The 23,299-nt window shown below is 61.1% G+C and carries 22 protein-coding genes; 12 read left to right on the top strand and 10 right to left on the bottom strand.

What is annotated here, in order from left to right; all coding sequences use genetic code 11:
• Positions 1–228: 228 nt before the first annotated feature.
• Positions 229–1,239 carry a tRNA dihydrouridine(20/20a) synthase DusA gene (dusA, locus tag BBI10_RS15155; protein ID WP_065989637.1) on the bottom strand — a complete coding sequence of 337 codons (1,011 nt, stop codon included), beginning with the start codon at positions 1,237–1,239 and terminating at the stop codon, positions 229–231.
• A gap of 452 nt (positions 1,240–1,691) precedes the next feature.
• On the opposite strand from dusA, the gene BBI10_RS15150 reads away from it, so the two are divergent.
• From BBI10_RS15150 to tal, 7 genes are all read left to right on the top strand, one after another.
• Entirely contained in the window at positions 1,692–2,135 is a 444-nt protein-coding gene (locus tag BBI10_RS15150) for a CsgE family curli-type amyloid fiber assembly protein (RefSeq protein ID WP_065989635.1), read from the top strand.
• The gene (locus tag BBI10_RS15145) at positions 2,132–2,578 is read left to right on the top strand and encodes a curli assembly protein CsgF (RefSeq protein ID WP_065989633.1); all 447 of its coding nucleotides are present in this window, start codon (positions 2,132–2,134) and stop codon (positions 2,576–2,578) included. Before BBI10_RS15150 ends, BBI10_RS15145 begins: the two co-directional genes overlap by 4 nt.
• Before the next feature lie 60 nt (positions 2,579–2,638).
• The gene (locus tag BBI10_RS15140) at positions 2,639–3,622 is read left to right on the top strand and encodes a hypothetical protein (protein WP_065989631.1); all 984 of its coding nucleotides are present in this window, start codon (positions 2,639–2,641) and stop codon (positions 3,620–3,622) included.
• 52 nt (positions 3,623–3,674) lie between these two features.
• Positions 3,675–4,577, top strand: coding sequence for a CsgG/HfaB family protein (locus BBI10_RS15135; protein ID WP_065989627.1), 903 nt, complete (start codon positions 3,675–3,677; stop codon positions 4,575–4,577).
• Positions 4,561–5,070, top strand: coding sequence for a curlin-associated protein (locus BBI10_RS15130; RefSeq protein WP_065989623.1), 510 nt, complete (start codon positions 4,561–4,563; stop codon positions 5,068–5,070). The genes BBI10_RS15135 and BBI10_RS15130 overlap by 17 nt, the downstream gene beginning before the upstream one ends.
• A gap of 5 nt (positions 5,071–5,075) precedes the next feature.
• On the top strand, positions 5,076–5,384 hold the full coding sequence (gene csgH, locus BBI10_RS15125) for a curli-like amyloid fiber formation chaperone CsgH (RefSeq protein ID WP_065989708.1): 309 nt from the start codon (positions 5,076–5,078) through the stop codon (positions 5,382–5,384).
• A 339-nt stretch (positions 5,385–5,723) separates the two neighbouring features.
• Positions 5,724–6,650 (top strand): transaldolase, encoded by a 927-nt coding sequence (gene tal, locus BBI10_RS15120; RefSeq protein WP_065989621.1) that lies wholly within the window; start codon positions 5,724–5,726, stop codon positions 6,648–6,650.
• Positions 6,651–6,728: 78 nt separating this feature from the next.
• On the opposite strand, the gene rssC is transcribed toward tal, so the two are convergent.
• Positions 6,729–7,211, bottom strand: a complete 483-nt coding sequence (gene rssC, locus BBI10_RS15115) for an anti-sigma factor antagonist RssC (protein ID WP_037009276.1) — start codon at positions 7,209–7,211, stop codon at positions 6,729–6,731.
• Complete coding sequence (gene rssB / locus BBI10_RS15110; RefSeq protein WP_065989620.1) at positions 7,211–8,392, bottom strand: two-component system response regulator RssB; 1,182 nt, start codon at positions 8,390–8,392, stop codon at positions 7,211–7,213. Before rssB ends, rssC begins: the two co-directional genes overlap by 1 nt.
• A gap of 265 nt (positions 8,393–8,657) precedes the next feature.
• Here rssB and BBI10_RS15105 point away from each other — a divergent pair, with 265 nt between their 5' ends.
• The gene (locus BBI10_RS15105; protein WP_065989616.1) at positions 8,658–8,957 is read left to right on the top strand and encodes a PilZ domain-containing protein; all 300 of its coding nucleotides are present in this window, start codon (positions 8,658–8,660) and stop codon (positions 8,955–8,957) included.
• Between the two features lie 98 nt (positions 8,958–9,055).
• On the opposite strand, the gene BBI10_RS15100 is transcribed toward BBI10_RS15105, so the two are convergent.
• Entirely contained in the window at positions 9,056–9,757 is a 702-nt protein-coding gene (locus BBI10_RS15100; RefSeq protein WP_065989615.1) for an MlaA family lipoprotein, read from the bottom strand.
• Positions 9,758–9,958: 201 nt separating this feature from the next.
• Between BBI10_RS15100 and BBI10_RS15095 the strand changes: the two genes are divergently transcribed.
• Both BBI10_RS15095 and BBI10_RS15090 read left to right on the top strand, forming a co-directional pair.
• The gene (locus BBI10_RS15095) at positions 9,959–10,594 is read left to right on the top strand and encodes a phosphatase (protein ID WP_065989614.1); all 636 of its coding nucleotides are present in this window, start codon (positions 9,959–9,961) and stop codon (positions 10,592–10,594) included.
• A 110-nt stretch (positions 10,595–10,704) separates the two neighbouring features.
• Complete coding sequence (locus BBI10_RS15090; protein ID WP_065989610.1) at positions 10,705–10,968, top strand: DUF4404 family protein; 264 nt, start codon at positions 10,705–10,707, stop codon at positions 10,966–10,968.
• Between the two features lie 93 nt (positions 10,969–11,061).
• Here BBI10_RS15090 and queF read toward each other — a convergent pair whose 3' ends face one another.
• The 4 genes from queF to BBI10_RS15070 form a co-directional block, all read right to left on the bottom strand.
• Positions 11,062–11,892 (bottom strand): NADPH-dependent 7-cyano-7-deazaguanine reductase QueF, encoded by an 831-nt coding sequence (gene queF / locus BBI10_RS15085; RefSeq protein WP_065989609.1) that lies wholly within the window; start codon positions 11,890–11,892, stop codon positions 11,062–11,064.
• A gap of 200 nt (positions 11,893–12,092) precedes the next feature.
• Complete coding sequence (locus BBI10_RS15080) at positions 12,093–13,337, bottom strand: lipoprotein-releasing ABC transporter permease subunit (protein ID WP_065989608.1); 1,245 nt, start codon at positions 13,335–13,337, stop codon at positions 12,093–12,095.
• A 68-nt stretch (positions 13,338–13,405) separates the two neighbouring features.
• Positions 13,406–14,089 carry a lipoprotein-releasing ABC transporter ATP-binding protein LolD gene (gene lolD / locus BBI10_RS15075; protein WP_167355799.1) on the bottom strand — a complete coding sequence of 228 codons (684 nt, stop codon included), beginning with the start codon at positions 14,087–14,089 and terminating at the stop codon, positions 13,406–13,408.
• Between the two features lie 7 nt (positions 14,090–14,096).
• Positions 14,097–15,347 carry a lipoprotein-releasing ABC transporter permease subunit gene (locus BBI10_RS15070; protein WP_065989603.1) on the bottom strand — a complete coding sequence of 417 codons (1,251 nt, stop codon included), beginning with the start codon at positions 15,345–15,347 and terminating at the stop codon, positions 14,097–14,099.
• 148 nt (positions 15,348–15,495) lie between these two features.
• On the opposite strand from BBI10_RS15070, the gene BBI10_RS15065 reads away from it, so the two are divergent.
• Both BBI10_RS15065 and BBI10_RS15060 read left to right on the top strand, forming a co-directional pair.
• The gene (locus BBI10_RS15065) at positions 15,496–16,089 is read left to right on the top strand and encodes a PilZ domain-containing protein (RefSeq protein WP_065989706.1); all 594 of its coding nucleotides are present in this window, start codon (positions 15,496–15,498) and stop codon (positions 16,087–16,089) included.
• 45 nt (positions 16,090–16,134) lie between these two features.
• Positions 16,135–16,857, top strand: coding sequence for a glycerophosphodiester phosphodiesterase (locus tag BBI10_RS15060; RefSeq protein ID WP_065989601.1), 723 nt, complete (start codon positions 16,135–16,137; stop codon positions 16,855–16,857).
• 42 nt (positions 16,858–16,899) lie between these two features.
• On the opposite strand, the gene sthA is transcribed toward BBI10_RS15060, so the two are convergent.
• Together sthA and BBI10_RS15050 are read right to left on the bottom strand one after the other, a co-directional pair.
• The gene (gene sthA, locus BBI10_RS15055) at positions 16,900–18,294 is read right to left on the bottom strand and encodes a Si-specific NAD(P)(+) transhydrogenase (RefSeq protein WP_065989599.1); all 1,395 of its coding nucleotides are present in this window, start codon (positions 18,292–18,294) and stop codon (positions 16,900–16,902) included.
• Between the two features lie 287 nt (positions 18,295–18,581).
• Positions 18,582–23,177 carry a dermonecrotic toxin domain-containing protein gene (locus BBI10_RS15050; RefSeq protein WP_065989597.1) on the bottom strand — a complete coding sequence of 1,532 codons (4,596 nt, stop codon included), beginning with the start codon at positions 23,175–23,177 and terminating at the stop codon, positions 18,582–18,584.
• Between the last annotated feature and the right edge of the window lie 122 nt (positions 23,178–23,299).

Genomic DNA, 23,299 nt, shown 5'->3' with positions numbered 1-23,299 from the left:
GCCTTCGCGAGCAAGCTCCCACAGAATGGTGGTCAGGCTAGGGATTTTCGGTTGTTGCAAAACCTGTGGGAGTGAGCTTGCTCACGAAGAGGCCCGGACATTCAGCCACATTCTCTGGGGCTGAAAGTAAGCCTTCGCGAACAAGGTGGAGCGCCACCCCGGTCGCTCCCACACAAGGATTCCGCTTCAAGCCAATATGCGCGCCCGGCGCTGGAAGCAGTAGGCCACTCACCGCCCCTCCAGCAACTCCCCCGCCCGATCCAGCAACCCCAGCGGATCGTCCGTCTTGTGAATGTCCACCGAGAGCATCTGCCGAAATTTGCGCGCGCCGGGGAAGCCGGTGCCCAGGCCCAGCACGTGGCGGGTGATGTGGTGCATGGAGCCGCCGTCGCGTAGGTGCGCTTCCACATAGGGGCGCATCAGCGCCAGGGCTTCGGCGCGGGTGATCTGCGGGGCGTCGCTGCCGAACAGTTCGCGGTCCACGCCGGCCAGCAGGTAGGGATTGTGATACGCCTCGCGGCCAAGCATCACGCCGTCGAAGGTGTTCAGGTGCGCCTGGCACTGCTCCAGGGTTTTGATGCCGCCGTTGAGGATGATCTCCAGTTCGGGGAAGTCCTGCTTCAACTGCGCGGCGATGTCATAACGCAGCGGCGGGATGTCACGGTTTTCCTTGGGCGACAGGCCCTCGAGAATGGCGATACGTGCATGCACAGTGAAGCTCGTGCAGCCGGCGTCGCGAACGGTGCCAACGAACTCGCACAGCTGCTCGTAACTGTCGCGGCCGTTGATGCCGATGCGGTGCTTGACGGTCACCGGAATCGTCACGGCGTCGCGCATGGCCTTGACGCAATCGGCCACCAACTGCGGATGCCCCATCAACACCGCGCCGATCATGTTGTTCTGCACGCGATCGCTCGGGCAACCGACGTTGAGGTTGACCTCATCGTACCCCGCGGCCTGCGCCAGACGCGCGCTGGCAGCAAGGTCGGCCGGGTTGCTGCCGCCCAACTGCAAGGCCAGCGGATGCTCCGTTTCGTCATGGCGCAAAAAGCGCTCGGTATCGCCGTGCAGCAACGCGCCGGTGGTCACCATTTCGGTGTACAGCAGCGCATTTTTCGACAGCAGACGCAGGAAGAAACGGCAGTGACGGTCCGTCCAGTCCATCATCGGGGCCACGGAAAAACGCCGTGAGGGCTCGGACGGAAGGCGGTCGGTACGGGGTTCTGTGATAGGCAACATGGGCGCAATTAGCAGGTCGGGCGAAGGGGGACGCGCATTCTAACAGCTCGCCCGCCAGGCTGAAGCCGATCCGGCTGAAAAGACACCCTCTGCAGAACCGGTTCCATCCTGACATTAATGACCCAAGTGTTCAGAACTTATAACAACTTAATCGATACCGCACAGTCCTACACTTAGCGACCCTCCTAAACATTAGCACGCTAACAACCGCCTTTTAAAACACGCTTTTTACACGCCCATAGACGCTGGCGTTATTAACGCCATCGCCCGTTGGATTCTTTGACGCCATTAATTCGCAACGTGGTTAATCCACTACTCTTCAAACAGGGTTATTTAAATAAGAAAGGAAGTTGACGCCAACAAAATAAATGAACTTTATTTTAACTCACCACTGGCAAAGTATTTTTATTGAGATATAACAAGTAACAACCTGCACACACGAACGTACAAACATGACAACCCTTAAGTTCATCGGCCTATGGCTGCTGCCTCTGTGCGCCGCCACCACGGCGTTTGCTCAGCCCAGCGTGAATACTTCCGCGACGGTTGAACAACACCGGACGCTTAACCATCGTGACGTCGGCGGTATTGTGATCGGGCAGACCATGACGCTGGCAGGCCGAACGTTTTATGACAGTTTCGCAAACACCTGGCGTGAGAAAGATGAAGCGGAAACATTCACCGTCACTATTACCGAGCGGCCCACGGCGCGTTTAGGCAGCCAGGTATTCGTGGATTACGGCAATCGCCGGTTATTTCAAATGTTCCTGCCACCCAATCGAACGCTTATTCCGGCCATTGCCGCCGACGCGGCCGGTCAGGTGTATCAGGGCATCCTTGATTATCAATTGGCACAATTCTTTGGCGACCCGGACATGGGACGAGACGAGCTATGAAAGCACTCACTATTAACCGCAGTTTGGTGGTTATTGCCAGCCTCGCCTTGATGGCCGGCATGGGGTCAGGCGTCCAGGCCAGCGAACTGGCGTATGTCCCGAACAACCCGTCATTTGGCGGCAATCCGTTGAACGGCCCGGTGCTGCTCAATCAGGCGCAGGCGCAAAACCATTACGTCGAAAAGTCTTCATCGTCCGGCGCCTACGCCGGGCAGACCGCGCTGACCCAGTTCAACAGCATGTTGCAGAGCGCCATCCTCAGCCGGGTGTCGTCGGCGGTCACGTCCAGCATCGTCGGTACCAACGGCCAACTGGTGCCGGGCACCGTCGAAACCACTGACTTCCGCATCGCAATCACCAACCTGCAAGGCGGCCTGCTGCAGATCGTCACCACCGACAAGAACACCGGCCAGACCACCCAGTTTCAAGTGAATCAACCGTAACACCCGTCGCACCCGCTACCCCGCACCACCCAACTACCCTACTGAATAAGGAAGATCACCATGCAAGCACGCAAATCCTTACTGTCTCTGGCCATCCTGTTTGCTGTCTCCGGTGCGGCCATGGCCGACTCCAGCACCGTCAACACCACCCAGGCAGGTTCTGACAACGGACTGAACGTCGAGCAACGCGGCGCCACCCAGTCCACTGTCACCGTTAATCAGAACGGCGGCCGTAACACCGCAGGCGCTATCAACCAGACGGCCACTTACAGCAACCTCACGATCAATCAGACCGGCTACTACAACCTCAGCAGCGCCAAACAGGCCGGGAACAACAATACCGGCTCCATCACTCAGAACGGCGGCGGCCCTCAGCCGCAGATCGCCAGCCTGGATCAGTCCGGCGGCTACAGCAAAGCCAGCATTGATCAACAGAGCAACCACAGCACCAGCGCCTCCATCACCCAGGGCGGCGGTAACAACAACACCGCCAGCACTTCGCAGATCGGCAATAGCACGCGCGTCGGCACGACTGTCTCCCAAGCCGGCAGCTACAACCTGGCGACTGTTTCGCAAGAGAGAAATAACAACACCGTCACCAGCAGCGTCACCCAGGCGGGCAACAGCAATACCGGGATTGTTTCGCAACAGCATAACGCCCAGCAGGTGTCCGCCACTCTGCAACAGAACGGCAACTACAACGTCGGCTCGATCCAGCAGAACGACACACTCGTCACCACCGCCAAGGCTCAACAGCGCGGCGATTTCAACACGCTTTCCGTTTCGCAGAACGGCTCTCTGCTGAACGCCGACGTCCAGCAGAACGGTAACAACAACTACGCGTCCAGCACCCAGACCGGCCTTAACAACGAAGATACGCTGCTGCAGACCGGCAACAACAACCGCGCGGCTGTGAGCCAGACCGGCACCGGCACTTACCTCTCCACCAACGCCGTTCGCCTGACTCAGTCCGGCAACAACATGGTCGCCAACGTCAGCCAGACCGGCGGCAGCGGCAACGTGGCAACGATCTACCAACACTAAGATGGTGTACCCCGCCAGGTTCTGGCGGGGTTTTCTTGCGGGAAGAAAAAGAATGCGCGTCCGCCCCCTCATGTTGATCGTCACCGCCGTCATGCTGATTGCCGGCTGCACCACGTCCCGCCCTGCCGCGACCATTTCCCCGGCCACGCTGTCGCCTGCGACCCAGAGCCTGCGTGACCTGACTCACCTGCCGCCGCCCGCTGGCCCCATCAGCGTTGCGGTGTACGGCCTGCGCGACCAGACCGGGCAATACAAACCGTCCCCCGACAGCTCGTTTTCCACCTCGGTGACCCAGGGCGCCGCGTCGCTGCTGATCAGCGCCCTGCGGGACTCACGCTGGTTCAAGCCGGTGGAACGCGAAAACCTTCAGGACCTGCTGACCGAGCGCAAAATCATTCGCGCCCTGGAGCAGCCCCAGGACCAGGCCCAGGTGCAACTGCCTGCGCTGCGACCGGCGAACATGATCATCGAAGGCGCCATCGTCGCCTACGAAAGCAATGTGCGCACCGGCGGCATCGGCGTTCGCTATCTGGGTGTCGGACCCTCGGAGCTTTACCGTCAGGATCAGGTGACCGTTAACCTGAGGGCGGTGGACATCCGCACCGGTGACATCATCCAGAGCATCACCACCACCAAGACCATATTCTCGATCCAGGTCGATTTCGGCATCTTCCGTTTCGTCTCCCTCAAGCACCTGCTGGAGGTGGAGACCGGCGTGTCACGCAACGAGCCCGTGCAGCAATGCGTGCGTGAAGCCATCGAGACGGCGTTGATCCACATGATTGCCCAAGGTGCGCGGGACGGTAGCTGGAACCTGAAAAATCCCACTGACTTGAACAAACCGCTGCTGCAGAGTTACCTGCAGAGCTACGACGAACAGATGACCACCTTGCCGCTGGCTGACGCGGACAAGGACATCGTTGCCACAGGAGAGAAAAATGGAACGCAACGCTAAAGGATTCGGCTGGGTCGCAGCGGCACTGCTGCTCACCGGCACGCTCGCCCAGGCGCAGGATCTGGTGCGCGAAGCACGCTACGCGGACATCACCGTCGGCAACAGCGTCGCCACCATCTTGCAGATCGGCGCCTATAACACTGCGCGCGTCGATCAAAGCGGGGCCCGACAGAATCAGGCCGTGAGCCAGACCGGCAGTCGCAACCAGGCGGTGGTCAACCAGAGCGGCGTCAACAACGCGCTCACCGCCCAGCAGTACGGCACAGCGAACACCGCGCAGGTCAGCCAGTCGGGCAACAACAACCAGACCGGCGTGATGCAGAACGGCACCGACAACGCCGCGAGCGTGGTGCAGACCGGCGCCTACAATCAGGCCTTCGTCGGGCAGTACGGTCAGGCCAACCAGGCCAGCGTTACCCAGGCCGGATCGGGCGGCGCCGTCTCCATCAAGCAGTTCGGCGACAACATGAACGCCAGCGCGACCCAACGGTGACCTTGATGATGGATTTCACGCAGCTGGTGGTGACGGTTGACGCCCAGCGCAGCGGCTCGACGGTGGTGATCCGCCCGCACCTCGAGAATCCTGCCCCGCTGACGCTGCAATACCGAATGACCGTCAGGCAGAACAGCGCCCAAGGCACCTCGGCCATCAACCAGCAGGGCGATCTGCAGAACGGCGTCGCGGCAAACAGCGTGAGCCTGACGCTGCCGGCTGATGCCACGTGTCAGGTCCATCTGGAGGTCTTCGACCGCACCACGCTGATCAAATCGGTGGACAGCGACTGCGGCGACACGCCCGCCCGCTGATTCAGACGGCAGCGGGTTCAGAAGCACAAGCCGCTTCAGAGCCCTCTCCCTCGCTCGGCCCCGACCGTCAGCGGATAAGATGCCGGGCGCCGGGAACATCCCGGGCGGTCAGGGCTCCAACCAGTCTGGATCGAGTATCCGCCCTCCTCGGGAACCGACAGACCATGACCCCGCGCTGCCCTTTTAAAAAGCTCGCACCGCCCGGATCATGGCTGACGCGCAGGCACGACGTTTGCGCAAACGCAGGCGTCTAAACCGGCGTGTCTGTCGCGGTTTACGCCCTTGAGTGACCGGCGGCGCTCGGGTAATGTCAGCACAACCACAGGACAGAGCACGCTCATGACTTCCAAGCTGGAACAACTCAAGCAATTCACCACCGTCGTTGCCGACACCGGCGACTTCGCTGCCATCGAAAAACTCAAACCCGTCGACGCCACCACCAACCCTTCCCTCTTGCTCAAGGCCGCTTCCAGCGACAGCAACAGCGACCGGTTGAAAGAGGCGTTCACCGGCAGCAACAACGACATCAACGTCGCCAGCGACCGTTTCGCCGTCGCCATTGGCCGCGAGATCCTGAAAGTGGTCCCGGGCCGCGTCTCCACCGAAGTGGACGCACGCCTATCGTTCGACACCCAGGCCTGCATCGAACGCGCCGACCGCATCGTCGGTCTGTACGAAGATTTCGGCATCGGTCGCGACCGCATCCTGATCAAGCTGGCGTCAACCTGGGAAGGCATCAAGGCCGCTGAAGTGCTGGAAAAGAAAGGCATCCAGTGCAACCTGACCCTGCTGTTCTCCTTCGCCCAGGCCCAGGCCTGTGCCGACGCCGGCGTGTTCCTGATCTCGCCATTCGTAGGTCGCATCTACGACTGGTACAAAAAAGCCGAAGGCAAAGACTACGTCGGTGCAGAAGACCCGGGCGTGCAGTCGGTGACCCGCATCTACAACTACTACAAGGCCAATGACTACAAGACCGTGGTCATGGGCGCCAGCTTCCGCAACCTCAGCCAGATCGAAGAACTGGCCGGCTGCGACCGTCTGACCATCAGCCCTGACCTGCTGCAGAAACTGGCAGAAGACAACGGCACGCTGGCGCAGAAACTCAAGCCGGGCAACGGTGGCGAGCCGCGCGTGACCCTCAACGAAAGCCAGTTCCGCTGGGCTTCCAACGAAGACGCCATGGCCACCGAGAAACTGGCCGAAGGCATCCGTCAGTTCGCCCGTGACCAAGTGGCACTGGAAAAAATGCTGTCGGCCAAAGCGTAAAGCGTCAGGCATGTAAAAAGGGCGGCACCCTCACAGGTGCCGCCCTTTTTTAATGCCTCGGTTCAGGACCGAGGCGTGTTACTGGTGTTCGAGTGCGTTGACCAGATCGCGGAAGGCTTCGCGGTTCGAATCGTTCAAGCCCATGAGGATCTTGTGGGCCTCCAGCACTTTGGCCTTGACCACGTCTTCGCACTGATCCTGGCTCGGCAGATCGCTCAGCGCTTCAGGACGCGGAATCGGCCGACCGACGATGTTGAACACCTGATCGAAGCCCATCGACTGCAACAGGCGCGTGATGTCCTCGTGGGTGGTGACGACCGTCGGCAACAACCCGGCTTTCTGGCGCGAGAGGATCGACAGCTTGGCCAGCAGACCGAGGGTCGTGCTGTCGATGCTGCGGGTTTCGGTCAGATCGATGACCACCGTCGAGAAGTTCATCGAGGTGAAGATCCGTTCAATTGTCGCATCCAACGCCGAGCACAGTGTCAGACGCACTTCACCCACAAACTTGAGGACGAATGTGCCGTCTTGCTCGGCGAACTGGATTCTACCGGTACTCATTAAAGGTTCCTGCTCAACACTAACAAGGCGATATCATCCGGCATCTCCCCTAGCGTGGCCAATCCAAACGTTTGGCGCAGACCATCCAGGCTGCCCCCCGCCGCCTTGACCAGTTCGGGCAAGTTGGCTTCTTTCTCTTTGAGTGTATCACCTGGCAGAAGGTCCAGAATGCCGTCGGACAGCAGCGTCAGACTAAAGGACTCCGGCAGATCGATGACGTGATCGGTGTAAGTCGCTTCGTTGAACAGCCCGACCGGCAGACCACGGCCTTCCAGGTAATGGGTGTCACCCGGGGTGTAGAACACCGGCAGCGGCAAATGGCCGCCGACGCTGTAGGTCAACTGCCCGGTGTCTTCGTCGATCACGCCGCCCACCATCGTCACGTGCTTGCCCAGCTTGCAGCTGATCAGCCCGCGATTGATATGGCCCAGCACGTCTGACGGTTTGAATTCCGGCAGACTGCCGCCGCGCTTTGATTCGAACAGCAGACGCGTGGTCATGAATTTCAACAGCACGGTGATGAACGCAGACGACGCGCCATGGCCGGACACGTCCGCCAGGTAGAACGCAACACGGCGCTCATCGACCCGGAAATAGTCAACGAAATCGCCCGACAGGTACAGCGACGGGATGATCTCATGTTCGAATTCGAACGCATCAATCGCCCAGGGGCTGGTAGGCAGCATGTTCATCTGCACCTGACGCCCCGCGTCCTGGTCTTCCTGCAGCAAATGCAGGCTGGCCTCGAGCTCGCGGTTGGCGGTCTCCAGCTTCTGGCGGTATTCCTGGTTTTCGTGGAGCAGGCGTGCGCGATCCAGCGCGCGTCGGACCGAGTGCTCAAGCACTGCGAGGTCTTCGAGGGGTTTGATCAGGTAGTCGGCCGCGCCAAGGCGCAGGGCTTCGACGGCATCGCTCATCACGCCTGCGCCGGACACCACGATGACCGGGGTTTCCGGCGCAAGGCTGGTGACCTGACGAATCAGCTCGAGACCGCCCACCTGCGGCATGCGCAGATCGCAGATCAGCAGATCGGGCTTTTCCTGCTCGAAGGTCTGGAGACCCTGCAGGCCATTACCGGCTTGCAGAACGCTGAAACCGCTGTCTTCCAAATAGGCCGCGAGACTCGCGCGCACTACTTCGTCGTCATCGATGATCAGCAGCGTGGCACTGGTTTTTTGCATGTGGGCAAACGGCGCCAGATTAGGTTGGCGTAGGCGGCTGGTTGCAGTCAGCCCGCGTACTGGATTCGCTTCTAGCCTCTCTGGCTCAGGTAGCGGACTTTTGGTCAAACGCTTCACATGACAGAGCTGCCCTTCAAGGCGCAGACGGTACTCCCATCCGCCTGGCGTTTCAAGCGTGGCCCGGCTGCCGAGCGGCGTCTTTACATCGCAAATCACCCGGAGTTATAAGAACCGTTAAATCAGCAATCAAAACAAAGGATGTGCCATGGGTCAGCTCGATCGCGATTACGAAGAAAAACGGGATTACATTCGCATGCGGGTCGATGCGGACATCAGTCTGATCTACGCCGGCCAGATTATCCCGGCGGTGTGCGTGGATTTATCCAGCTCCGGCATGCAGATACAGGCGCCGCGCTCGTTTCAGGTGGGTGACAAGATCAGCGTGAGCATCGATTCCGAGCATGCAGCGCTCAAGGGCCTGGAGGCCGACACCGAGGTGGTGTGGATTGCCGACATCGACGGCGGCGATCAGAGACTGGGCCTGACGATCTTGAAGATCAAGTGACGGCAGCCCGGAACTCCGTCACATTTTCGAAAATTAGCGAAAATAAAAAGGCGACCCTAAGGTCGCCTTTTTTTGCGTCGTTTTGCGGACCGGCTGAATCAGAAGTCGTCGACGACCTTGCCGTCTTTGACCTTGAACTCACGGTTCTGCAGGTAAGCGTTGCGGATGAAGATGTACTTGTCGCCATTGATCAGCTTTTCAGCCGACAGCAGGCTGGCGCGGGTATCGACCAGACTCACGCCCAGCGCGGTGTTGCGCGTCGGCACGTGATCAATGTACCGCCAAGGCTGGGTGTAGGTGTCAGGGTATTTGGCGAATGCGTCACGCACGGTGCTGGGACCGAACAGCGGCAGCATCACGAACGGACCGCTGGCAACACCCCAGTGACCGAGGGTCTGACCGAAGTCTTCGTCGCTGCGCTGCAGGCCCATCTTGGTGCCGACGTCGAAGAAGCCGAGCAGACCGAACGTGGTGTTGAAGATCAGGCGCGCGGTGTCGACGCCAGCGGCCTCAGGCTTGGCCTGGAGCACGTCGTTGGCAAAGTTGGTCACTTCGCCGACGTTCTTGAACATGTTGTGAATGCCGTCTTCGAGGAACTGCGGCGTGATGAACTCATAGCCCTGGGCGATGGGTTTCAGCGCGTAGGTGTCGACGGTGTCGTTGAAACGGAAAATCGCACGGTTGACGCCTTCCCACGGATCTTCGTCTGCCGCGTTTGCAGCCATCGGCGCCACGGCCAGGCTGGCCCAGACGCACGTTCGAACCAGACGATTAATAAAGCCAGCACCGTTCTCGGGCATAGCTGAGACTCCCAGTCAAAGTAATGAAGCGGGCGCTACGCCCCAAACCAAAGGCGAGAGTATAAAGCCTTCTGTGACTATTTACGTCGCTGAAATGGTCAGGGTTTTGTAGGGCAATAAACATCCCGAGTCACTGTCATCGTTCAGTCATCGATTTGTCATGGCAATCCCTTAGCGTCTACGGCTTTGAGAGGGAATGCCATGCTCGCCCCGGTTGCCGTCGCTGTTCCGTCGTTCACCGCTGTGTTGTTCGGACTCAGCGGATGCCTCGTCGACTTCGGCGCCCAGACACGCACGCTGCTTGCCGCCGATGGCAAGTCCCTCGCCTCCCATGACGTCCAATCCTTTGCAGCGCCGGCGCCCGGTGCAATCAACGCACTGAAGTACCTCAAGCAGCACGGCATTCCCTGCGCCTGGATCGATGAGTACCCCTCCCCGGTTACCGATCAACTGGCTGCGCCACTGAGCAACCTGATTTTGCCCACGCCCCCGCCAACCCACCGCTGGCCAGCACCTGATGCGTGTTGGCAGGCGCTGATGATCCTTGGCGTCATGCAACTGGACGGCTGCGTGCTGGTCAGCGGTGATCCGCGTCTGCTCATGGCCGGAATCAACGCAGGGCTGTGGACGGTCGGGCTCGCGTCCTGCGGGCCGCTGTGCGGTTTGTCACCCGAGCAATGGGAAGCGCTGAGCGACCTGGATCGCGAGCGCCGTCGCGGCCGCGCCACCCTTGAGCTGTATGCCGCCGGCGCGCATTCGGTCATCGATCACTTGGGGGAACTGGAGTCCTGCCTGGCGGATATCACGCTGCGCCGGCAGAAGTCGGAAAAGCCTTGAGCTGACAGCGGTCATGCACGGCGGCCGGGAGTGGATTAGTCTAGAGCGGTAAGGACCTTTGCCTGCGCATTGCGGTCCATCGTGAGACCCATCACATTAAGGAAGACCCCATGTCCGTCAGTGACTTGCAACTACAACTCAACACGTTGCGCGAGCAGCTTGAGCAAAATCCGCAGCTGACGCTGGAAGAGCGCGGGAACCTGACTGAGGTCATGGAGCAGATCCAGGCGCAGATCGAACTCGAAACAGTCTCCCAGGACCCGAGCATTGCCGATGGCGTCAACCTGGCGGTCGAGCGGTTTGAAGTCGATCACCCGACCATCGCCGGCACGCTGCGCAATGTGTTGGTAACCCTGGGCAGCATGGGGATCTGAATCATCCCGTCCCCCTTCATGTGGGAATGACGGGGATGGCGTTCCACCCGGTCAATCCCACAGTGAGTTAACGTGCAGAAAGTGGTCGAGAAGTTACTGCCGCGCGAGACGCCCGTTCTCCAGCGTCAGTGTTTCCGTGCTGCGGTACGGATTGATGTCCAGCCCGCCGCGGCGCACGTAACGCGCATACACCGTCAGCTTCTCTGGCTTCAGCAAGCGCTTCAGGTCCATAAAGATGCGTTCCACACACTGCTCGTGGAAATCCGAATGCTGGCGGAAGCTGACGATGTACGCCAGAAAACTTGCGTGATCCAGCGCCGCGCCACGGTACTCCACCGCGACGCTGCCCCAGTCCGGCTGGCTCGTCACCGGGCAGTTGGATTTGAGCAGATGGCTGTGCAGCGCGTCGTCCACCACTTGCGACTCATCGCAGCGCAGCAGCTCGGGTTGAGGGCGGTCGTAGCTTGAAATGCTCACGTCCAGGTCATCGACACACACACCCGGCACCGCGACGATACCCTCGGCCTCGATGTCCTTCAGACTGCGAACGCGGACGCCAACCGGCTTGCCTGCGGCCGCCGAGAGGTCTTTCTCCAACGTGGCGATCAGCTCGGCTTCAGACGCGAACGCAGTCTGGTTGAGCGAGTTCAGGTACAGCTTGAACGACTTGGATTCGATGATATTGGCCGAGTCCGCCGGAATGCTGAACTCACCGATGGCCACCACCGGCTTGCCCGACGGCAGCAGCCAGGACAGCTCATAACAATTCCAGAAATCGACACCCTGATAAGGCAGCGTCTCGGCGGTCAGGCCCAGCTCCGCCCACTTGGCAGCGCGCGGAATCGGGAACAGCAGAGACGGGGTGTACGTGGCGATGTATTCGCTGGACTTGCCCAGCGGCGAGTGTTCGGCTGCGGGATGCATGGCGGGACCTGAACCTGAATAAAGCGGCTGTAAAAACCAAGGCCGCGAAGTTTATCGGGTTCGGCCCGGGTTTTCAGCGTTTACTGACTGATCGCCAACTTACCGACCGTGCCCCCTGGCCATGCCCGGGAATATTGCACGCGGACGCCAGACCCGTGGCGTCATTGCTCCCCGCCGCGGGTCAGCCCCTGATCCCTCTCCTACTCGTAGCGCAGGGCGTGGGCCGGCTGAATCTGCGCGGCGCGATAGGCCGGGTAGATCGTCGCCAGAAAGCTGAGGATGAAGCCGGCACTGCAGATCAGCGCCACATCGCTGCCTTCGAGCTTCGACGGAAGGTTGCTGATGAAGTACACGTCCGAGGTGAAGATGTGCTGGCCTGTCACCCGCTCGACCCAGCCGACGATCTGACTGACGTTGATCGCCGCGATCACGCCCAGCACACCGCCGATGACGGTGCCGACGATGCCGATGACGGTGCCCTGCACCATGAAGATGGCCATGATCTGCCCGGGAGTGGCGCCAATGGTGCGCAGAATCGCGATGTCGGCGCCCTTGTCGTTCACGACCATGATCAGCGTGGCGATGATGTTGAAGGCCGCCACGGCAACGATCATCAGCAGCAACAGGCCGATCATGGTCTTTTCCATCTTCATGGCGCTGAACAGGCTGCCCTGACTGTGGGTCCAGTCATCCGCCTTGTAGTCCGCACCAAGGCCGGCGGCAATGGCCGTGGACACCTGGGGCGCGGCGTACAGATCGGTCAGCGCCAGGCGCACGCCCTGCACCTGATTGGGCTGCCAGCGCTGGATCACCGCAGCATCCGCGACGTTCACCAGCGCCATGGAACCGTCCAGTTCAGCGCCGACCTTGAACACGCCCACCACCGTCAAACGCTGCAAACGCGGGGTGATGCCACCTGGGGCGCTGCTGATTTCCGGAACGATCAGCGTCAGTTTGTCGCCGACGTTCAGGCGAAAGCGCCGGGCGGTGATTTCGCCGATCACCACACCAAACTCGCCCGCCTTCAAGTCCTGCAACCGGCCCTGCACGATGTGCTGGGTCACGATGGAGACCTTGGATTCCAGCGCCGGATCGACGCCGTTGATTTGAATCGGCTGCATCGACCCCTTGTACGACAGCATGCCGTCCATTTCAGTGAACGGCACGGCGGCGGTGACTTGCGGATCCTTGAGCGATGCCTTGGCAGCCGGCTGCCAATCGTCCAGCGGCTTCACTCCGGAGATCACCGCATGGGGAACCATGCCGAGGATCCGCGAGCTCATTTCCTGCTGGAAACCGTTCATCACGGACAGCACCACGATCATCGCCAGCACGCCCAGCGCCAGCCCGATCATCGAGGTCATGGAAATGAACGAGATGAAGTGGTTGCGACGCTTGGCCCGCGTGTAGCGCGTACCGATAAAGATGGATAACGGTCTGAACATTCGTGGAGCACCGTAACTAAGCAGCTGAAAGTAAAAAGCCGATGCCCGAAAGGCACCGGTTGTGCGGGTCAGGCTTCGACCAGACGGCCTTCTTCAAGACGCCACACGCGGTCCATCTGCCGGGCCAGCGTCATGTCGTGGGTCACCACCAGAAAAGCGGTGCGCGACGACGTGCTGAGTTCCAGCATCAGGTCCTGAATCCCTTGGGCGGTATGCGAATCGAGGTTGCCGGTGGGCTCGTCGAGCATGACCAGACCCGGCTGGTTGACCAGCGCGCGGGCAATCGCCACCCGTTGGCGTTCGCCACCCGACAACTCCGATGGCTTGTGCGCCAGTCGATGTTTGAGCCCTACCCGCTCCAGCAGGGCGGTTGCGCGCTGACGCGCTTCCGGAATCGGCGTCTTGCCGATCAGCAGCGGCATGCAGACGTTTTCCAGCGCAGTGAACTCGGCCAGCAAGTGGTGGAACTGATAGACGAAGCCAAGGGCGCGATTGCGCAGCAGGCCGCGGGCCTTCTCGTTCAGCGCCGAGAGCTCTTCGCCCGCCAGCCAGACACTGCCTTCGGTCGGCGTGTCGAGGCCGCCGAGCAAGTTGAGCAAGGTACTTTTGCCCGACCCCGAACTGCCGACGATCGCCACGCGTTCGCCCGGGTGCAACTCCAGTTGCAGCCCCGACAGGACGACCACGGATTCCGGACCTTCCTCGTAGGACTTGCCCAGGTTGCGGCAGCTCAGTACAGCTTTATCACTCATGCCCGACTCACTCATAACGTAGCGCCTCCGCCGGCTGGGTGCGCGCAGCACGCCAGGCTGGATACAGGGTGGCGAGGAAACTCAGGACCAGCGCCGCGCCGCATACCAGCAGCACGTCCTGGGCCATCAATTGCGAAGGCAGATAGTCGATGAAGTAGACATCCGCATTGAGAAACTTGTGACCGATCAGGCCTTCCAGCGCCGAGATCGCCGAACTGACGTTGAGCGCCGCAAGAATGCCGACACCGGCGCCGATCAATGTTCCGACCACGCCGATAACCGTGCCCTGGACCATGAAGATCGCCATGATCTGGCCCGGGGTCGCGCCCAGGGTGCGCAAAATGGCGATGTCGCCGCGCTTGTCGTTGACCACCATGACCAGCGTGGAAATGATGTTGAACGCCGCCACGGCCACGATCAGCAACAGCAGCAGGCCGATAATGGATTTCTCCATGCCGATCGCCTGATACAGGTTGCCGTGGGTGCGGGTCCAGTCACGGGAGTAATACTGATGCTCGCCGAGATTCTGGGCGATGTCGTACGCCGTGCGCGGCGCCTTGAACAGGTCGGTGAACTTCAGGCGCAAGCCCTGCACCTGATCCGGCTTCCAGCGGTGCAGCCGCGCCAGATCCTGCAGGTTGGTAACGCCCAGGTAGCCGTCCAGCTCGCCGGCGCCGACATGAAAGATGCCGACCACGGTGAAGCGCTTCATGCGCGGGAACATGCCCGCCGGGGTCACGGTGACTTCGGGTGACACGAAGGTGACTTTGTCGCCCATGCCGACCCCGAGCTTGGTCGCGGCCTTGTCGCCGATCACCACGCCGAAGCCGCCCGCGACCAGATCGTCGAGGCTGCCCTGCTTCATGAAGCCGTCGATGATCGACACCTTGCGCTCCTGCGCCGGGTCGATGGCGTTGAGCAGGATCTTCTGCACGTTGCCGTTGTTGGTCAGCAGGCCTTGCATCTGGGTAAACGGCGCAACGGCTTCGACCTGTTTATTCTGTTTGACGCGGGCGGCCAGGGCCTGCCAGTCATTGATGGGCTCGCCGGACTCGATGGTCGCGTGGGGCACCATGCCCAGCACGCGGGTGCGCATCTCGTGGTCGAAGCCGTTCATGACCGAGAGCACGACGATCATCACCACCACGCCCAGGGCGAGGCCGATCATCGACGTCAGGGAAATGAAAGAGACAAAATGATTACGACGTTTGGCACGGGTGTAGCGCGTACCGATAAATACAAAAAGAGGTCTGAACATTTAGGGGCTTGTTCGAAGGAATGGGAACGTCCTTGTGGCGGGCCTGGGCCAGCGGCTTTACACTCGAATCACCGCCGAATCATGCTCGAAAAGCCGAGCCATGATTTTGAGCAATCACTCTGACAATCGCCGCTACCATGGGTTCGCCATGCCGACACTAGATGAAGAAGAACGCCGCGAATACTACCGTATCGAGGACAGCGTCGCACTGGAAATTAACCGCATCGCCGGCCCAGAGACGGGAGATGAACCTGGCCATCACGACACTTCCACGCTGTTCGATCTGCTGAGCGAATTGCACGTCGCCGAGTTCGAATCCCAGCACCTGCTGCGTCAGCTGGATGATCGCGACCGCACCACCAACAGCTTCCTTCGGGCCATGAGCAAACGCATCGACCTGCTCGGTCAAGTGGTTGCGCACACCGCATTGGGCAAGCTGGGCGCCCCCCAGCGCGTGATCATGTCCGAGGGCGGTCTGCAATTCGTGACCCCTCAACCCTTCCCGCCCGGCACCTTGCTGTCGGTGAAAATGGTGCTGATGCCCCAGGCTTCGGGGATGATGCTGCGCGCCCGGGTGACACATTGCGATGCGTTGGCCATCGGCGATTTTGACGTCGGCAGCGAGTGGATCGACCTCACCGATGCCCAGCGCCAATTGCTTGCCCGACACATCCTGCAACGACAAGCCGCGCAGCGACGCCTGGCCCGTGAGCAAAGTGACCCAGACGTCAAGCCCAACTGATTCCAGCTCGACTTATTCCAGCGCTATGCGTACCAAGGAGTGATTGTGACCATTATTTACGGCCACCGCGGCGCCAAGGGCGAAGCACCGGAAAACACCCTCACCAGCTTTCAGGAATGCCTCAAACACGGCGTCAAACGCTGCGAACTGGACCTGCATCTGTCCCGCGACGGCGAGCTGATGGTGATCCACGACCCGACGCTCAAGCGCACCACCGACCGGCGCGGCAAGGTCGTCGAACACGATGCCGCCGATCTGGTCACCTACGACGCGCGCAAGGGCGGACCGGGCTGGGTGCAGCCCTGCCCCATTCCTCGTCTGGAAGAACTGTTCGAACAGTGTCCCTTCGACCACTGGCAGCTTGAAGTCAAAAGCGCGTCACGCACCCGCGCGGCGACGACCGTGCTGGCCATCCGCGAAATGGCTCAGCGCCACGGGTTGCTGGACAAAGTAACCATCACGTCGAGTTCTCGGGAAGTGCTGCGCGCGGCCCTGGAGCTGACGCCGGACATCTCACGCGGGCTGGTGGCGGAGTACGCCTGGCTCGACCCACTGAAAGTGGCTCAGGGGTATGGCTGCGAAATTCTCGCGCTGAACTGGACGCTGTGCACGCCAGAGCGCCTGAAGAAAGCACAGAATCAGGGCCTGCACGTGTCTGTCTGGACAGTCAATGAGCCCGCGCTCATGCGCAGGCTCGCTGACTTCGGCGTTGACAGCCTGATTACAGACTTTCCCGGTTTGGCCAGCGCCACCCTTGGGAAGTACTGAAATCGGTCTCCCCGGCCGGCTCAGGCCACCGGCCGGAGCCGCTCAAAAAAGCCGGTTAAGGCCGTCGTACGCCGCTACCCGATAAGCCTCGGCCATGGTCGGGTAGTTGAACGTGGTGTTGACGAAGTACTTGAGGGTGTTCGCCTCGCCCGGCTGATTCATGATCGCCTGACCGATGTGCACAATCTCCGATGCCTGGTCGCCAAAGCAGTGCACGCCCAGGATCTGCAGGGTTTCCCGGTGGAACAGGATTTTCAACATGCCGACCGGCTCGTGGGAAATCTGCGCGCGGGCCATGCTCTTGAAAAACGCCTTGCCCACTTCGTACGGCACTTTTGCGATGGTGAGGTCGTGTTCGTTCTGACCGATGGAGCTGATCTCGGGAATGGTGTAGATCCCGGTCGGCACATCGTTGACGAAGCGCCACGCACCGTTGTCGACCGCGCTGCCCGACGCCGAACGACCCTGGTCATAAGCTGCGCTGGCCAGACTCGGCCAGCCAATCACGTCGCCGGCGCCATAAATGTTCGGCTGGCTGGTGCGGTAAGCTTCGTCGACATCGATCTGTCCACGACCGTTGGCCTTGATGCCGACGTTCTCCAGACCCAGCTTGTCGGTGTTGCCGGTACGGCCGTTACACCACAGCAAAGCGTCGGCCTTGACCTTCTTGCCGGACTTGAGGTGCAGAATCACGCCGTTGTCCAGCCCTTCAACGCGCTCGTATTCTTCGTTGTGGCGAACCATCACGTTGTTGTTGCTGAAGTGATAGCTCAGGCCCCGCGAGATTTCCGAGTCGAGGAAGCTCAGCAACTGGTCACGGTTGTCGATCAGTTCGATCTCGACGCCGAGACCGCTGAAAATCGACGCGTATTCGCAGCCGATGACGCCTGCGCCGTAGATGATCAGTTTGCGTGGTGTGTGACCGAGGCTGAGGATGGTGTCGCTGTCGTAGATGCGCTTGTGGGAAAAGTCGATATCGGCCGGGCGATAAGGCCGCGAGCCGGTGGCGATGATGATCTGATTGGCGACCAGTTTTTCCACGATTCCGGTGTTGCAGACCACGTCGATGCTGCGCTCGTCGGCAAAGCTGCCGGTGCCGAAGAACACGTCGACACGGTTGCGGGCGTAGTAACCGGTGCGCGACGCCACTTGCTTGCTGATGACCCTCTCGGCGTTCTTCAGAACGTCCGGGAAGGAAAACCAGCGTGGCTCACCGATGGCGCGGAACATCGGGTTGGTGTTGAACTGGATGATCTGTTTGACCGAGTGACGCAGGGCCTTCGACGGGATCGTGCCCAGGTGAGTGCAGTTGCCGCCGACCTGCCGGCGGCTGTCGACCATTGCCACCTTGCGCCCGGCCTTGGCAGCGTTCATCGCCGCGCCTTCACCCGCCGGGCCCGAACCCAGCACTACCACGTCGTAGTTGTAGACAGCCATGCGTACTCCTCAGAACTGGCCGAGACACCACTCTGGTGCCTCTGGCTGAATCATGCCGCCGCGGGCGGCATGAAGGATCGAAACTCGCGGCGCAGTCTAGTCTCAACGAGGACAAACGACCATTAACCCTTGGTCGCGTCCCCCGGCAGACTTCTCTGCGCAGTCGCGGGTCGAGTGCTGGAAACCTCACTCGACCGCCGAATTGCTGCGGATGATAAATCCCTTGCGTGACGAATCCTAAAAAAATCGCACGCCCAGGCATCTGCCTTTGCCCTGGGCCTGAGGAATTACTCGGCCAGATGCAGAAACAACCGCTGCGCCAGTTCCTTGCCGATGGCGCTGCGATAAATGCTCACCACTTCCTTGTTGTCCTTGGCGGCCTTGAGCATCGCGCTGTAACCCATCAGCCGCTGTTCCGGGAGTTTAAGGTGCGCGGCAGTGAAGGCATCCGCCGCCGCGTGCTCAGTGGCGTAGTGAAAATGCGCCCACCACAGGAGGTGGTCGTCCTTGCCGCGGATCGCATACTCCTGCACAAAATCGTTGCGACGGGCCCCCGACATGTTTTTCCTCCCCTCCACCCGGGCGATGTGCACCTCGTGCTGGCGATCCAGATAACTGATGCGACTGGCCGTCGGCGGCTGGCGCTTGATCATCTCGATACGCAGCTGGCGCCCCTGCTCGCGAAACCGCGACTGGCCCGCCTGCAAATCGTCGAGCACCGCCTGCAGCGACCGAGCGCCGTCCTCTCCCGCATCGGGGTCGTCCAGATGGATCTGCAGTTTTTCCACCAGCTCGCCAAGCTTGTCGGCCTTCTGCACCAGGATGTCTTCCATGTCCTCGGGCTCGTTGGCACGGCGTGACTGACGCACCGCGCTGGCAATCTCGGGCTCCACCCGTTCCAGCAGGGCGCGGCTTCGACGCATGAGCTCTGCCAGTGGAACGATACTGTCGCGATTGACCGGCTTGCGTGGCTGCTCCTCAATCTCGACCCATTCCCCCTCCGCGTGCTGGTGGTACGCGCCGACCACGCGATCACCAGTGGCCGCCTTGACCTCAACGACTTCACCCAGTGAGGGCTCTTCGCCTTCACGCAGTCGGCCGATCAATGTGCGCTGCCCTCGGGTCTTGATGACTCGCTTGCGAGTCTGCCTGACCCTCGGGACATATTCCGCAGGCGTATCGGCGGGTTCCTCGCTCTCGCGTATCAGGGCCGACAGCCGGTGCTCGGCCCGATCGGAAATCGCCGACAGGTCTTCGAAAAACCGGTGAAAATGCGTGGGATTGACCACCTCGGGCTCACTCTCAAAGGTGGCCAGGGCGACGATCGAGGCCCGGTCATACTCCCTGAGCGAGCTCTCCAGCACGCTGATCTGTTCAGCGATCGTGTAATCGTGAGGCCTTTCCAGCTCCGCCTGGGAGGTGAGTGCGGCGTGCAGCGAGTCGTCGTCGAGCAGACGCTTGAACCTGACAGCTCTTTGGGTATCGAGGACGCTCTCGGCACTGAAACACAACTCCAGGGACGACCACATGCGACTGGCGCGCCAATCAATCAGGGAGAACATGCGGTTGTTGTAGAACTCCAGCGCCTCCGTGCGCCAGTAGGCCTCGCCCACCTTTGGCACCTCGCGCAGCCTTTGCCACAGTCCCTCTCTGACCATCGCCCAGTGCACGCCGCTCTCTTGCAGCACCAGGGACTTTTCGAACAACCCCAGATAAAGCCCCACATTCTCCGGCGAAACGGTTCTGGACACCGCGCGCATCCGGGCCAGGTCTTCTTGGGCCACGACGAGCATGTCGCTGAGCAGGACGCCCTCCAGCAAACAGATCCGCCGGGCGATGCCTTGCAGGTCCGTGGCATAGGTTTTGTCCGGGGTGCGGTCGGCAGGACGCAGCGACTGATCGAGCTCGTTTTTGCGATCAATGATCTCCATCACGGCACGGACGTCTGTCTCGATCAGCGCAATGACCTCGTGGTGCTGTTCGAGGGGCGTGGCATCAATGCGGTTGTCGTTCGCCACAATGCGAATGTACAGATCGTTCTGACGCTTCAGCAGCTCGGACTTCTCGGCGTTGACGCGCTTGAGCCGGGCGGCATTTTCCAGGGCCAACTGCCGGGCGCTGCGCTTGGGCCCTCCGCCACGCAGTCGCAGCCCGAGGTCCAGACGCCACACATCACCCTCGCGCATCAGCCATGGCCCGGTGCGTTCAAGGTTGTGGGGATGAACAATCTGCACGTCACCATCATCGACCTGAACCCTGAAGACGGCGTTGTCGACGTGGGCATACCAGGCGCCGTCCTGCTCATACAGACCGTGGGTGCCAGGAGCGTCCGACGGCTGCGGCAGCTCGGGCGTTGGCAGAGTTTCGAACGACCGCAGCGCGAGCTTCTGCACCGTAGTCAGGCTCTGATCGGGTCGAGACCAGGTGAAGTCGAGCCGGTTTTCAAGGTTGGCCGGCATGGCAACAGGATCAGGCGCGGGGGCCGGAATGATCGGGGTCGACGCGCTTGAAGCGCTTGAAGCGCTTGAAGGCGTCGACGCCGCTGTGAGCAGATCCGCCAGCGTCGGTCGCACAACCCGGGCAGCGCGCTGGCGACCGGGGATGGCGGCCTCGCCCAGCGAGCTGTGCAACAGCAGCATCGCCACCGTCAGCAGCACGTTGCCCATGGATTCCCCGCGTTCGCTGGCAGTGGCATTGCCGTCTTCAGCCAGGGCCCCTTGGGTTTCGCTCATCAGTTGAACCAGCCACAGCGCGTGGCCGACCGGCCCCGACATGAAAGGCATGAGCGATTCCAGCGCGAGCCAGCCGCCACGTTTGAGCAGCGCCCAGCGGCTTTCGGCGTTGGAGGTGGACTGCCTGTCCGCCAGCTGGATCAGTGCGGACGCATTGGCCTTGAACAGCGCGACCAGCGGATCACCGACGACTTCGTCGACCGCCAGCTGTGCAGGCGCCGGCGTCTCCAGGGGCGCGAACTCCGACCCCTGGCCGAAGCGCACGACATGGGGCTGATCAAAGCCGCCATTGGCGTAGATCTGCCGTGCGTGATCGTCCATCCACGTCAGTACGTCGTCCTGAAGTTCGCCCGGCTCGACAATCGCGGTACGCAGCCCAGCCCAGGACGTGAACTCAGTCAGCGACTGGCGGGAAAACGGCCGGTACAGCAACACCGGTCCTCGGGTCGTATCGCGATCACCGATCACGAACATGTTGGCGACCTCATCCGCCTGGGACCCCGCCGTTGCGTGGAAGGCCAGCGGACGCAGGGTCGTGTTGCGCAGCGCTGGAGGGCGCTGCTGCGGCGGCTGCACGAGGGCGATAACGTGCTGATAGGCGCTGTCGCAGAAATGCCCTTCTCCACGCATTTTCAGCTCCAGCGCCTGCAGAGGCAGTTGAGCGCGAAGCTGGGCAATATACGCCCCCTGTCGCTTGGCGGACTCAACGGGGTCAGTCACCAACACCCGTTTCAGCAGCGCCGGATAGTGGCGCCCGATGTCCACCTGACACACCAGCAACCGCAGATAATCGCCACTGAACCAGTCCGGCGCCGGCGTGCCGTCCCTGTGCACGACGTGCAGCGCACCGGCCGGCTCGCCGGAAAGGTTTTCCAGCGCAAACTCGGCAAGGCTCATGCGTACGGGCTCGACCAGGCCTGAGGCGACCACTTGACCACCGCTGGGAATGGCAGCGGCGATCACTTTGCGGATAACCACGTCCAGATCGGCGATCAGCAGATCCGCGGCCTCCGGGTGATCGGCGAGCATTTCACGCTGCAGTTGCTGGCTGGCGTAATCCAGCAACGGCGGAAGGTCTTGGTTAAACGTGCCGGGTGCCCCCGACGGAGCGCTCGCCACGGCAATCATTCGACGGCTGAAATCCATTCGGTCGGCAACATTGGCGTTGCGCAACCAGTCCGGAAGCGTCTCGGGGCTTTGCATCCCGGGGACGGCCGGGAGCAAAAAAGGCGTGATGTCGGTGGCAGCGGCCATACGGCGATCGAGATCAGCAAAATCCTCCGCGTCGGCGGCGTCCAGCCGGGCGATCTGCTGCAGTTGTTGGGCCAGTATCGACTGAGCCAGCGCGCAGAACAGATCACCCTCAACCTCGCGCAGCGCCCAGGTCTGGGGATGGTCGACGGACTGAGGAATATCGATGCTGGCTAACAGCTCGGTCAGCGAGCCATGCCTGACCAGGAGGCCCGGCGACTGCCAGGTGAAGAACATCTCCGTGCCGCCCCAGACACCGGTCGCCGCCAGCACGGGCAGCACTGACGCCGGTGACGAGGCGTCCACTGCCTGGGGGATGCAGGCGCGAATGACATCGTCCGGATGGGCCTGGTCCAGACTCACCATGAAATTGCGCTGGGTCTGATCGGAAAAAGAAGCGAGGGGACGCAGGAAATCCCCCTCGTTTTCGGGCAACCCCGGGGTGTCGTCCAGCGCCTTCAGATAACCCTTCTTCAACGCATCGGCGAGGCGTGACCAGAGGGTTTGCCCGTCTGCCGCCGACGCGCCCCAGAATTCCACCGTCGCTCGCTGAAACTGGTCGTTCAGGTCCAGAGCAACTGTATCGACCAGGATATTCAGTTGGTCAAAATCGATTGGCGTCGCAGTCGCGTCCCGGACGGCCTGATCAATGACAAAGGTGTTGGCGCCGGCGCGCCAGCGTGGGGTTTTCCCTGTCAGAAATGCCTGCTGCAGATTTTTGAGCAGGGTTTCCGCGCGCTGAATGCCGTCGGGTCCCGTACGGGTGATGACGGAAATCTCGGGATCGATTTCAAGGTTCGGGAATTGTTGTTGCACTGCGCAATGCAGCTGCTTGATCGCGACGTCATTCAGGGTCGGTCGCCGGGAAGCCGCAGCAATCAGGTCAAATTTCGGGCTCATTTGCCGGTTAACTCGTGCAAGGGATTGAGGATCTCTCAGGGGCCTGTCAGGCACTGAGAGAATTTGCGGGGAGTTAAACCGGGAATGAGCCCATCGATGGGATACATAAATATTGTTTTCGC

The sequence above is a fragment of the Pseudomonas graminis genome (assembly GCF_001705435.1).
GTDB lineage: Bacteria > Pseudomonadota > Gammaproteobacteria > Pseudomonadales > Pseudomonadaceae > Aquipseudomonas > Aquipseudomonas graminis_B.
The sequence above is the reverse complement of the archived record's forward strand: the minus strand, read 5'-3'. Positions and strand labels throughout refer to the sequence as shown.